The sequence below is a fragment of the Aeromonas sp. R2-4 genome, from assembly GCF_040908365.1.
Classification (GTDB): domain Bacteria; phylum Pseudomonadota; class Gammaproteobacteria; order Enterobacterales; family Aeromonadaceae; genus Aeromonas; species Aeromonas veronii.
Genome location: NZ_JBFODO010000018.1, coordinates 314,459 through 325,945, shown reverse-complemented (window position 1 = coordinate 325,945; position 11,487 = coordinate 314,459). Strand labels below are relative to the sequence as shown.

The following is an 11,487-nucleotide window of genomic DNA, read 5'->3' as shown; positions in this document are numbered from 1 at the left end:
GTATAGCCAAGATTTCAATCATGTTAATTTGGCTCACAGTGAAAGAGAGGATATGCGGTGATTAATTATTTAATATCCAATTAAGTTCATAAAATTTACGGTATCGCTAAATATCTCTTAGGGGGTAATTAATTTCATTTGTGATGTGGCTCGCTATGAAAATAGGGGTAAGCCGGTCGAAATTGATAGAGATCAATACTGCAGGGTGGGTGAGTCCTTAGCATTTCCGCTATTAAGCATTTATCAAACAAGTGCTCACTACGGGAATAAGTAGAATGGTCGAGGATAATTTTTTATCGGCTCATGGGATTAATCGCCGTGATTTTATGAAATTGTGTGCCGGGATGGCCGCAACCCTGGGATTAAGTCAGCATGCCGTCGCCAAGATGGCCACTGCGCTCACCAGCCCCGAACGGCCGCCGGTGATCTGGATTGGGGCGCAGGAGTGCACCGGTTGTACCGAATCGCTGCTGCGCGCCACCCACCCCACCATCGAGAACCTGATCCTCAACACCATTTCGCTGGAGTACCACGAGGTACTCTCGGCGGCCTTTGGTCATCAGGCGGAAGAGAACAAGCACAACGCCATCAAGCGCTATAAAGGCAAGTATGTGCTGGTAGTGGATGGCTCCATTCCGCTCAAAGATGGTGGCGTCTACTGCATGGTGGCCGGTGAGCCTATCGTCGACCATATTCGCCGTGCTGCCGCCGACGCGGCTGCGGTGATCGCCATAGGCTCCTGTGCTGCCTGGGGCGGTGTGCCTGCGAGCGGCGGCAACCCGACCGGTGCGGTCAGCTTGGAAGAGGCGCTCGGCAATATCGGCACTCCCATCATCAATATCCCGGGCTGTCCGCCCAATCCCCACAACTTCCTCACCACGGTTGCCTACTACATCACCTACGGCAAGCTGCCGGCGCTGGATAGCAAGAAGCGTCCGCTGTTTGCCTATGAGCGTCTGATCCACGAGAACTGCGAGCGTCGTCCGCACTTCGACGCAGGGCGTTTTGCCAAGGAGTTTGGAGATGAGGGTCACCGTCAGGGTTGGTGTCTCTACCATCTGGGTTGCAAAGGGCCGGAGACCTACGGCAACTGCTCGACCCTGGAGTTCTGCGATGTGGGCGGTGGCATCTGGCCGGTCGGCATCGGTCACCCCTGTTATGGCTGTAACGAGCAGGGGGTCGGTTTTAGCAAGGGGATCTTCCAGCTTGCCAAGGTCGAGAACCCGACCCCGCGGGTCAACAAGCCCGATGTAGCCATTCAGGAAGGGGGTCATATCTCTCCCACTTCCACCGCGCTGATCGGCGGTGCCCTCGGGGTGCTGGTCGGGGTGAGTCTGATGACGGTACGTGAACTCGGTCGCCAGCAGAAGCGCCATGAAGCCGGGCAGCATCCGTCACGGGAGGAGTAACCGTGAACAGACGCAACTTCCTCAAATTTGCCTCCGTCGGCGCGCTGGCAGCCGGGGCCACTGTGCCCGGCACAGCCCTGGCGGCTGCCAAAAACAAGCCACCCATTCCCGGTGCGCTTGGCATGCTCTACGACTCCACCCTCTGTGTCGGTTGTCAGGCTTGCGTGGCGGAGTGCCAGCGCCTTAACGGCAACCCGGCCAATCCGGCGGGCGAGCAGACCTGGTCCAACAACGACAAGCTGAGCCCCTACACCAACAACATCATTCAGGTGTGGAAGAGCGGCGCGGGCGAGCACAAGGATCAGCTGGTGGATGGCTACGCCTACATCAAGAAGCAGTGCATGCACTGCGTCGATCCCAACTGTGTTTCCGTCTGCCCGGTGCAGGCCCTTAAAAAAGATCCCAAGACCGGCATCGTTCACTACGACCCGAGCGTCTGTACCGGTTGCCGTTACTGCATGGTGGGCTGCCCGTTCGACGTGCCCAAATATGACTACGACAACCCGTTTGGGGCGATCCACAAGTGCGAGCTCTGCAACCAGAAGGGGCTTGAACGGATTGATCACGGCAAATTGCCCGGCTGTGTCGAGGTGTGCCCGACAGGCGCCGTCATCTTCGGCACCCGGGAGGAGCTGATGGCTGAGGCCAGGCGTCGCCTGCTGGCGACCCCGGGCAGCGAATATGCCTACCCGCGCCAGACCCTCAAGGCCAACGACCCCTACCTGCACGAAGTGCCCAACTACCAGCCTTATGTCTATGGCGAGAAGGAGGGGGGCGGCACCCAGGTGCTGGTGCTGGCCGGGGTGCCCTACACCAAGCTCGACATGCCCGATCTTCCGGAGCTCTCCTCCGGGGCGCGCTCGGAGCATATCCAGCACACCCTTTACAAGGGAATGGTGCTGCCAATGGTGGTGCTGACCGGTCTCTCCGTCCTTATCCGTCGCAACACCAAGAACGGTCACGATCATCACGATGGTCACGCTCAGGGCAAGGGAACGTCGGTCGATCAAGGGAAACAACAGGGGGGTAAGGATCATGAGTAACCACAAGGCACATCCCCTTGGCGGCAAGCTGGTCAGCTGGCCTGTGCTGGTGCTGGCACCCTTTGCGGTGCTGTGCGGCATGCTTATCCTCAAGCGCCTGATCTTCGGGTTGGGCTCGGTGACCGATCTGAACGGGGGTTATCCTTGGGGTCTCTGGATCTCCTTTGACCTCTTGATCGGTACCGGTTTCGCCTGCGGTGGTTGGGCGCTGGCCTGGGCGGTTTACGTATTCAACCGGGGCGAGTATCACCCGCTGGTGCGACCGGCCCTGTTGGCGAGCCTGTTCGGCTACTCGCTGGGCGGTCTCTCCATCACCATCGACGTCGGCCGTTACTGGAACCTGCCGTACTTCTATCTGCCCGGTCACTTCAACACCTCCTCGGTGCTGTTCGAGACGGCGGTTTGCATGACCATCTATATCGGGGTGATGGCGCTGGAGTTTGCGCCCGTGCTCTTGGAGAAGTTCGGCTGGAAAACCTCCATGGCGCGACTCAACAAGATCATGTTCTTCATCTTGGCGCTGGGGGCACTGCTGCCCACCATGCACCAATCCTCGATGGGCTCTTTGATGATAGTGGCGGGGGAGAAGATCCATCCGCTCTGGCAAAGCTATGAGCTGCTGCCGGTCTTTTCGCTGCTGACCGCCTTCATCATGGGCTTCTCCATCGTGGTGTTTGAGGGGTCTCTGGTGCAGGCGGGATTGGCGGGGCGTGGCCCCAACGAGAAGCCGCTCTTCTACAAACTGACCCAGGTGATCGACATCTTCCTGATCCTGTTTGTGGCGCTGCGCTTTGCCGAGATCGTCATCCACGACAAGTCGGAGTACCTCTCCGAGTTCAACCGCTACTCCATTCTGTTCTGGAGCGAGATCGCGCTGATGATCTTCCCGCTGCTGGTGTTCCATTGGGACAAGAGCCGCCGGGACTCGCGCATGCTCTTTCTGGGGGCTCTCAGCATGCTGCTGGGCGCAGCCCTCTGGCGACTGGATTACTCCCTGATCGCCTTCAACCCCGGCAATGGCTACCACTATTTCCCCTCCGCGACGGAGGTGCTGATCTCCCTTGGCTTTGTTGCCATCGAAGTGTGTGCCTATTTGCTGCTGATCCGGCTGTTGCCGGTACTGCCATCACTTGAACGTGTTCACCAAGATTATCAGGCCCGAGGGAAAGCCAACGTATGAGCCAACGTATCACCATAGACCCCATCACCCGTATCGAGGGTCACCTGCGTATCGACTGTGAAATCGAAGGCGGCGTTGTCACCAAAGCCTGGTCGTCCGGCACCATGTGGCGCGGCATGGAGGAGATCGTCAAGGGCAACGACCCGCGCGATGCCTGGATGATAGTGCAGCGCATCTGCGGGGTATGTACCTCCATCCACGCCATCGCCTCGGTGCGGGCCGTGGAGAACGCCATCGGCGCCAAGGTGCCGGTCAACGCCCAGTACATCCGCAACCTCATCATTGCGGCCCACAACATCCACGATCACATCGTTCACTTCTATCAGCTCTCCGCGCTGGACTGGGTGGACATCACCGCGGCCCTTGAGGCCAATCCGCAAAAAGCGGCGGACATGCTCAAGGGGGTATCAACCTGGTCCCTCAACAGTGCCGATGAACTGACCAAGGTGCAGGACAAGATCCGCGCACTGGTGGCGAGCGGCCAGCTCGGCATCTTTGCCAACGGCTACTGGGGTCACAAGGAGATGAAGCTGAGCCCGGAGGTAAACCTCATCGCCGTGGCCCACTACCTGCAGGCACTTGAGTGCCAGCGCGATGCCAACCGCATCGTCGCCATCCTCGGTGGCAAGAGCCCGCACATCCAGAATCTGGCGGTGGGCGGCGTGGCCAACCCCATCAATCTGGATGCACCGAGTGTGCTCAACCTGGAGCGGCTGCTCTATGTGAAGAGCTTTATCGACCGGCTCGGCGAGTTTATCGAGCAGGTTTACAAGGTAGATGCCGCCATCATAGCCGCCCACTACTCCGAGTGGCTGAGTCTGGGGCAGGGGGCCAAGCACTACCTGAGCGTGCCGGAGCTCCCCACCGACGCCAACGGCGGCAGCTTCCTGATGCCGGGCGGCTATATCGAGAATGGCAATCTGGCGGGTTATCGCCCCATCGAGAGCCATCAGGATGGCTGGCTGATGGACGGCATCGCCGAGAGCAACAAGCACGCCTGGTACAAGGATGACGCCCCCCTCAAACCTTGGGAGGGCAAGACCGAGCCCGATTACACCGGCTGGCAGGATGACGGTAAATACTCCTGGGTCAAATCCCCCACCTTCTACGGCAAGGTGGTGGAGGTGGGGCCGCTTGCAGACTTGCTGGTTAAACTGGCCGCCAAGCACCCGGAGACGGTGGCGCACTTCGATCATCTGAATGGCATCTACAAGGCGCTCACCGGCTCTGCCATCAAGACCGAACAGCTGCACTCCACCATGGGTCGCATCATCGGTCGCGCGGTGCGCTGCTGTGTGCTCAAAGATACTCTGGCGCACCAGTGGAAGGCGCTGGTGGACAACATCGGCAAGGGGGACACCACCGCCTATATCAAGGCCGAGATCCCGGCGAACAAGGAGTTTCGCGGGGTGGGCTTTGAAGAGGCACCGCGCGGCATGCTCTCCCACTGGATCGTCATCAAGGGCGGCAAGATCGAGAACTATCAGGCGGTGGTGCCATCGACCTGGAACTCGGGCCCGCGCAACTTCAACGATGAGCCCGGCCCCTACGAGCAATCGCTGGTGGGCACCCCGGTGGCGGATCCCGCCAAACCGCTGGAGGTGGTGCGCACCATCCACTCGTTCGACCCCTGTATGTCCTGTGCGGTCCACGTGGTGGATACCCAGAATGGCGAAACGACCCAGGTGAAGGTGCTGTGATGAACACCTTGATCTTGGGCGTCGGCAACCTGCTGTTGAGTGACGAGGCGGTGGGGGTGCGCATTGTCGAGGCGCTGGGGCGCAACTACCGTTTTGCCCCCGGTATCGAGCTGCTCGATGGCGGTACAGCCGGCATGGAATTGCTCGAAGCGATGGCCAGTCGCGATCACATCATTTTGGCGGATGCGGTGAGCAGCGGTAATCCGCCGGGCACCGTAGTGACTCTGAAAGATGAGGAGATCCCGACCCTGTTTGGCCGCAAGATCTCCCCCCATCAGCTGGGGCTGGCGGATGTGCTCTCGGCGCTGCATATGACGGGGGAGTCGCCCAAGCGGCTCACCCTGATCGGGGTCGAGCCCGAATCCCTCGAACCGCGTATCGGCCTTACCCCTGTGGTGGCGGCGGCCATGGGGGAGGCGACGGATCGGATTTTGACCCTGTTGGCCAGTGTCGGTGCCCCCGCCATCCCGCTCTCTGAGCAGGAGAAAGCTGAACAAGCGCGGGAGGGCCTATGGCGCAGTCCCATTTAAGCGAGGCTGAGAGAGTGCTGGAGAGAGTACCGGAGACGGCACAGGAGTTTGCCGGTTTTGCCATCAATCCCGCTCCTCTGCTGGTAGCCCAGTATGAGCGGATCGCTCGCGAAGAGATGCAGGCGTTGCCCTTCTATCACGCCACCATGCCCATAGTGGCGGAGTGCACGTTGTTTGAAGACCAGTGGCTCGGCTGCGTGCTCACCCCCTGGATGTTGAGCGTGGTGGTGCTGCCGGGGCCAGATCAACTCTGGCCGGTGCGCAGCAGCAGCGATCGGCTCGCCCTGCAGCTCCCTTGCGGCAACATGACCTTTATGGTGGGTGAATTGCCCGAAAGTGGTCAGCTGCTGGCCTGCTCCCTGATGTCGCCGCTCGATCCCCATCTCGGTGCCGGGGAGGGGCGCTCACTGGTGAGCAGCACCCTCAAGATGCTGCTCTCCTTGCCGGTGCAGCAAGGGGCTGGCGGCGTGGATCTGGGTCGCAGACGGCTATTCGGTGCCCGGCGCGGTCAACCGGCATAGTCGCTAGGTTTCACGCGAAATCAAGTTTAGAATAGGGGGCCATTTTGGCCCCTCACTCCCATGTTCAGACACGCATTGCGCCTCTTTTTTGAGTGATGATCCGTGAGTGGTACAAAACAAGAAGGATCCCCATGACTGTTCCACGCAATTCCCTTCGCCATTACGCCAGATCCAGCGCTACCGCCCTGTTGACCCTGCTGCTGGGCACTGCCTCTCACGCGGCGCTGGCCGCTGCCCAACCTGTGCCTGCCGAGCTCAAGCTCGCCATCGGTGCCGAACCCACCGAAGGGTTTGACCCTCTGCTTGGCTGGAGCCACGGCAGCTACCTGCTGCTGCACAGCCCGCTGCTCAAACAGATTGCTGGCGATAGTGCCGATCTCAGTTGGCAGAATGTGCTCACCCAATCGGTGACCCCGAACAAGGATGGCAAGGGGTGGCTCATTACTCTCAAGCCTGACCTGAAATTCTCCAACGGCGCGCCGCTCACCGCCGAAGATGTGGCCTTTACCTACAACAGCGCGGCCAAGGGCGGCGGCAAGATCGACATGGGCAACTTTGTCTCGGCCAAGGTACTCTCACCCACCGAGGTGGCCATCACCCTGAGTGCCCCCCAGAGCACCTTTGTCAACGTGCTGGGATCCTTGGGGATAGTGTCGAAGCGGGATTACGACGCAAAAGCGTATGCCCAAAAGCCGGTCGGTGCCGGCCCTTACCGGCTGGTAAGCTTCCTGCCCGGCCAGCAACTGGTGGTGGAGGCGAACCCCTATTACGCCGGTGGCAACAATGACTTCAAACGGCTGGTGTTTGTCTTTATCGATGAAGAGAGCGCCTATGCCGCCGCCCAGAGCAGCCAGCTCGATGTGGTGCGCATCGCCCCGTCGCTGGCGCCCACCGTGCCAGCTTCCCTCAAGCTGTGGGTGCGACCGAGCGTGGAGAACCGTGGCATCGTCTTCCCTATTCCGCCTGCGGGTGGCAAGGATGCCAAGGGTTATCCCATCGGCAACGACGTGACCTCGCACGTGGCGGTGCGCCGTGCCATCAACTACGCCATCGACCGCAAGTTGCTGGCCGACCAGCTGCTGGAAGGGCACGCCATCCCCGCCTACAGCGCGGTAGAAGGCTTGCCCTGGCTGAATAAAGCCACCGCCTTCAAGGATGGCGATGCTGCCCACGCCAATGCCCTGCTCGACGAGGCGGGCTGGAAAATGGGCAGTGACGGCATTCGCCACAAGGGCGACCTGCGCGCCGCCTTTACCCTCTGGTACACCAGCGGTGACAGCACCCGCCGGGATTTGGCGGAAGCGGTGCGGGCCATGCTCAAACCCATCGGTCTTGAGGTGAGCCTCAAGTCCGGCAGCTGGGAGCAGGTGGAGCGGGAGATGCACGCCAATCCGGTGCTGATGGGGTGGGGGAGTCTGGATCCCATGGAGCTCTATCACCACTACCAGAGCGGCTCCGGTGGCGTGGAGTTCTACAATCCGGGCTACTACAGCAACCCTGTGGTGGATAGCCACCTCAAGCAGGCGCTGGATGCCCCGAACTGGCAGGCGGCCGTGCCGTTCTGGCAGCAGGTGGAGTGGGATGGCAAGACCGGCGCCGGAGTGCAGGGAGATGCGGCCTGGGCCTGGCTGCTAAACGTGCAGCACACCTATCTCGCCAACCGTTGCATCGATCTTGGCAAGGGGGCGCCGGAAATCCACGGTAGCTGGTCCCTGCTCAACAACCTGCAGGATTGGCGGTGGACGTGCCGTTAAGTTCGCCCTTGAGTCACTCCGGTTATCTGTTGCTAAAAGCCCTGCTGCGTCTGGCAGGGCTGTTATGTCTGGTCTCGGTCGCCACCTTTGTGCTGCTGAGTTACTCCCCCATCGACCCCATCAAGGCCTATATCGGCAACGACCTGCTCCATGTGCCGCCGGAGCAGTACGCCCGCATTGCCGCTCGCTGGGGGCTGGATCAGCCGCTCTGGCTGCGCTACTGGCACTGGTTTACCCAGGTGCTGCGGGGGGATCTCGGCTACTCCATGCTCTACAACGCACCGGTGGGTGAGGTCATTGGCCAGCGCTTTGCTGCCTCCTTCCTACTGCTGGCGGGCGCCTGGCTGCTCTCCGGTTTTTTCGGCATTGTGCTGGGCCTCTGCGCCGGTCGCTATCTCAACCGCTGGCCCGATCGCCTGATTTGCCGTTTTGCCTACCTGCTTGCCTCCTTGCCCACCTTCTGGGTCGGCCTGTTGCTGCTCGCCCTGTTTGCGGTGCACTGGCCGCTACTGCCAGTCTGCTGCGCCTGGACGCCGGGCCTCTCCGCCGATGAGGTTGATTGGGTTATGCGAGCGCGCCATCTGCTGCTGCCGGTAACCACGCTCGCCCTGCTCGGGGTGGGCAATATTGCCCTGCACACCCGGGAGCGGGTGGCCGAGGTGCTGGAGAGCGACTTTATCCGCTATGCCCGCGCTCAGGGGGATGGCGGCTGGCCGATGCTGCGTTTTCACGTGCTGCGCCACGCCCTGACCCCGGCGCTCTGTCTGCAGTTTGCCTCCCTTGGCGAGCTGATTGGCGGATCGCTGTTGGCCGAAAAGGTCTTCTCCTACCCGGGGCTCGGCCAGGCCACCGTGGATGCGGGGCTGCGGGGCGATATCCCCTTGCTGATGGGAATCGTGCTCTTCTGCACCCTGCTGGTCTTTATTGGCAATACGGTGGCCAGTTTGCTGCTGGCCCGCATCAATCGGGGCTGGGAGGGTGAGCATGCTGTTTAATCCGCTTCCCTCCATACTGCGGCTGGTTTTTGCCCTGCTCGGATTGGCGCTGCTGGCTGCTTACGGCTGGAGCCTCTCTCATCAGGATGTGCCAATGGATCTGCTGGCGCGCCAGCAGCCTCCCTCGCTGACCCACTGGTTCGGTACCGATCAGATGGGGCGTGATCTCTGGTTGCGGGCCTTTCAGGGCACCCTCACCAGTCTGGAGCTTGGCATCAGCACGGCGCTCTGTAGCGGGCTGCTGGCCATGGTAGCGGCAAGCGTGTCGCTCATTCATTCCAGATGCGATGTGGCGGTGCGGCTGCTCATCGACGCCATGCTGGCGCTGCCCCATATGCTGCTGCTGATCCTGATCTGCTTTACCGTGGGGGGCGGTATGCGCGGGGTGATCCTGGCGGTGGCGCTGACCCACTGGCCCAAGCTGGCGCTCATTCTCTGCGCAGAAGCGCGGCGGATCGCCTGCAGCGACTACGTGGTGCTGGCCCGCTGTCAGGGGATGGGGGCGCTGCGTCGCTGGCGCACCCACCTGCTGCCGGGGCTGTTGCCCCAGTGGTTTATCGGCACCCTGCTGATGTTTCCCCATGCGGTGCTGCACAGCGCGGCCTTGAGCTTTCTCGGCTTTGGTCTGGCGGCCCACGAGGCTTCGCTGGGTCTGCTGCTGGCCGATGCCCTGCGTTATCTGGCCGGTGGCGGCTGGTGGCTGGCCCTTTTCCCCGGTCTGATGTTGCTGCTGCTGGTTCTGCTGTTTGATCAGGCTACCCGCGCCCTGCAACAGCTGCTGTGGCACAGGAGTGAACCATGCTGAGTTTTGATCAGGTGACCATAGAGGCGGCCCACTACTCCTGGCTGGGGCGGCGCAGCTGGCAGCCATTGCTGACCGATATCAGCCTGCAATTGGCGCCGGGGGAGATAGTGGCGCTGGTGGGGGGGAGTGGCGAGGGCAAGAGCCTGCTGCTGCAAAGCGCCCTGACCCTGCTGCCGGACAACCTGCGGATGCGCGGCGCCATCTCCCTCGATGGCACGCCCCTGTGCGATGCCAGCCGCGCCCGTCTGCGCGGCCACACCCTCTGCTATGTGCCACAGGGGGTAAGCGCCCTCAATCCATTGCTGACGGTGGAGCGTCAACTGGGGCGTGCGGCACGCCTCTGCGGCCAGAGCGGTTCTCGCGAGCGGCTCGGCGAGCAACTGCTGCGCTACCAGCTGCCAGCTGCCACTCTGGACCGCTATCCGCGCCAGCTCTCCGGCGGCATGGCCAAGCGCATTCTGGCCTGCACTGCGGCGCTCGGCGGTGCCCGCTACATTCTGGCAGACGAGATCACCGCCTGGCTCGACGAGGGGCTGGCCTGTCTGCTGCTCGGCCAGTTGCGTGAATTGGCCAATCATGGCAGCGGTATCCTCTGGGTGACCCACGATCTGGCGCTGGCGGCCCGCTTTGCCGATCGCATTGTGGCGCTGCATCAGGGGCAGGTGAGCGATACCTTGAGTTGCCATCATCTGCGCCAGGGGCAGGGGAGCGAGATGCTCCGCGCCCACTGGCAGGCGCTGCCCGAGTTCAATGCGCTCTTCTCTGTGCCGGAGGTTTCCTGATGTTTGAAGTACGAAATCTCACCATCGCCCAGGGGGAGCGACCCCTCTGGCAGGGGTTATCGCTGACGGTGAAAGCGGGCGAACGGCTCGGCATCTCCGCCCCGAGCGGTTATGGCAAGACCACGCTGGGGCGGGTATTGGCGAGTTGGCAGCCTGTTCGGGCAGGCGGGCAGCTCCTGCTGGATGGGCTGCCGGTGCCTGAACAGGTAAAAGGCTATAACCCCATCCAGCTGGTGCCCCAGCACCCGGAACTCACTTTCAATCCCTATCGCACCACCGGGCAGGCGTTGTGGGACGTATGGTGCCCCGATGAGGCCATGCTGGCCCGCTTTATGGTCAAGCCTGAATGGCTCGGTCGTAAACCCGGCCAGCTCTCCGGTGGCGAGCTGGCCCGCATCGCGCTGCTGCGCGCCCTCGATCCTCGCACCCGGTTGCTGATTGCCGACGAGGTGACCGCCCAGCTGGATCCGCAAATCCAGCGCCATATTTGGCAGGAGTTAATGCGTGAGTGCGAGCAGCGCGGGCTTGGCATCCTGATTTTTAGTCACCAACAGGCGCTGCTGCGCCAGATCTGCCATCGGGTGCTGCGCTTTGGTGAGGCGCCTGCGGAGCAGGAGGCGATGGCCCGTAGCGCGGCCTGAGGATTGGCTTCCCCCTCATCCCCAGCCCTTCTCCCGCAAGGGGAGAAGGGAGCAGAACGTGCCATCTCGCCAGATTCGGGGTTTGGGAAACCGGTTCTGGTTGTATGATCGCAGGCTCTCTGGGGCG

At 61.7% G+C, this 11,487-nt stretch carries 11 protein-coding genes; all 11 read left to right on the top strand.

From position 1 onward, the window contains the following. Positions 1–275 precede the first annotated feature (275 nt). Positions 276–1,409 carry a hydrogenase 2 small subunit gene (gene hybO, locus AB5Z05_RS09945; RefSeq protein WP_368151302.1) on the top strand — a complete coding sequence of 378 codons (1,134 nt, stop codon included), beginning with the start codon at positions 276–278 and terminating at the stop codon, positions 1,407–1,409. 2 nt (positions 1,410–1,411) lie between these two features. Beyond that, the gene (gene hybA / locus AB5Z05_RS09940; RefSeq protein WP_368151300.1) at positions 1,412–2,452 is read left to right on the top strand and encodes a hydrogenase 2 operon protein HybA; all 1,041 of its coding nucleotides are present in this window, start codon (positions 1,412–1,414) and stop codon (positions 2,450–2,452) included. Then, complete coding sequence (hybB, locus tag AB5Z05_RS09935; RefSeq protein WP_033115848.1) at positions 2,445–3,632, top strand: Ni/Fe-hydrogenase cytochrome b subunit; 1,188 nt, start codon at positions 2,445–2,447, stop codon at positions 3,630–3,632. Before hybA ends, hybB begins: the two co-directional genes overlap by 8 nt. Then, positions 3,629–5,332 carry a hydrogenase 2 large subunit gene (hybC, locus tag AB5Z05_RS09930; RefSeq protein WP_368151298.1) on the top strand — a complete coding sequence of 568 codons (1,704 nt, stop codon included), beginning with the start codon at positions 3,629–3,631 and terminating at the stop codon, positions 5,330–5,332. Before hybB ends, hybC begins: the two co-directional genes overlap by 4 nt. After that, positions 5,332–5,862 carry a HyaD/HybD family hydrogenase maturation endopeptidase gene (locus AB5Z05_RS09925; protein WP_368151296.1) on the top strand — a complete coding sequence of 177 codons (531 nt, stop codon included), beginning with the start codon at positions 5,332–5,334 and terminating at the stop codon, positions 5,860–5,862. The genes hybC and AB5Z05_RS09925 overlap by 1 nt, the downstream gene beginning before the upstream one ends. Then, positions 5,844–6,383: a hydrogenase-2 assembly chaperone gene (gene hybE / locus AB5Z05_RS09920; RefSeq protein WP_323888763.1), complete on the top strand. Its 540-nt coding sequence runs from the start codon at positions 5,844–5,846 to the stop codon at positions 6,381–6,383. The genes AB5Z05_RS09925 and hybE overlap by 19 nt, the downstream gene beginning before the upstream one ends. Positions 6,384–6,514: 131 nt before the next feature. Further along, entirely contained in the window at positions 6,515–8,137 is a 1,623-nt protein-coding gene (locus tag AB5Z05_RS09915; protein WP_368151294.1) for an ABC transporter substrate-binding protein, read from the top strand. Further along, on the top strand, positions 8,122–9,132 hold the full coding sequence (locus tag AB5Z05_RS09910) for an ABC transporter permease (protein WP_368151292.1): 1,011 nt from the start codon (positions 8,122–8,124) through the stop codon (positions 9,130–9,132). The genes AB5Z05_RS09915 and AB5Z05_RS09910 overlap by 16 nt, the downstream gene beginning before the upstream one ends. Further along, the gene (locus tag AB5Z05_RS09905; RefSeq protein ID WP_368151290.1) at positions 9,122–9,937 is read left to right on the top strand and encodes an ABC transporter permease; all 816 of its coding nucleotides are present in this window, start codon (positions 9,122–9,124) and stop codon (positions 9,935–9,937) included. Before AB5Z05_RS09910 ends, AB5Z05_RS09905 begins: the two co-directional genes overlap by 11 nt. Beyond that, a complete protein-coding gene (locus AB5Z05_RS09900) occupies positions 9,931–10,719 on the top strand; it encodes an ATP-binding cassette domain-containing protein (RefSeq protein WP_368151288.1) in 789 nt (262 codons plus the stop codon). The genes AB5Z05_RS09905 and AB5Z05_RS09900 overlap by 7 nt, the downstream gene beginning before the upstream one ends. Beyond that, the gene (locus AB5Z05_RS09895) at positions 10,719–11,360 is read left to right on the top strand and encodes an ATP-binding cassette domain-containing protein (protein ID WP_368151286.1); all 642 of its coding nucleotides are present in this window, start codon (positions 10,719–10,721) and stop codon (positions 11,358–11,360) included. The genes AB5Z05_RS09900 and AB5Z05_RS09895 overlap by 1 nt, the downstream gene beginning before the upstream one ends. Positions 11,361–11,487 lie beyond the last annotated feature (127 nt).

Bases quoted from the DNA above. Each gene is read 5' to 3' on its own strand.
- AB5Z05_RS09925 (WP_368151296.1), top strand. From the start codon at position 5,332: ATGAACACCTTGATCTTGGGCGTCGGCAACCTGCTGTTGAGTGACGAG.
- AB5Z05_RS09905 (WP_368151290.1), top strand. From the start codon at position 9,122: ATGCTGTTTAATCCGCTTCCCTCCATACTGCGGCTGGTTTTTGCCCTG.
- AB5Z05_RS09895 (WP_368151286.1), top strand. From the start codon at position 10,719: ATGTTTGAAGTACGAAATCTCACCATCGCCCAGGGGGAGCGACCCCTC.
- hybC (WP_368151298.1), top strand. From the start codon at position 3,629: ATGAGCCAACGTATCACCATAGACCCCATCACCCGTATCGAGGGTCAC.
- hybO (WP_368151302.1), top strand. From the start codon at position 276: ATGGTCGAGGATAATTTTTTATCGGCTCATGGGATTAATCGCCGTGAT.
- hybE (WP_323888763.1), top strand. From the start codon at position 5,844: ATGGCGCAGTCCCATTTAAGCGAGGCTGAGAGAGTGCTGGAGAGAGTA.
- hybB (WP_033115848.1), top strand. From the start codon at position 2,445: ATGAGTAACCACAAGGCACATCCCCTTGGCGGCAAGCTGGTCAGCTGG.
- AB5Z05_RS09900 (WP_368151288.1), top strand. From the start codon at position 9,931: ATGCTGAGTTTTGATCAGGTGACCATAGAGGCGGCCCACTACTCCTGG.
- AB5Z05_RS09915 (WP_368151294.1), top strand. From the start codon at position 6,515: ATGACTGTTCCACGCAATTCCCTTCGCCATTACGCCAGATCCAGCGCT.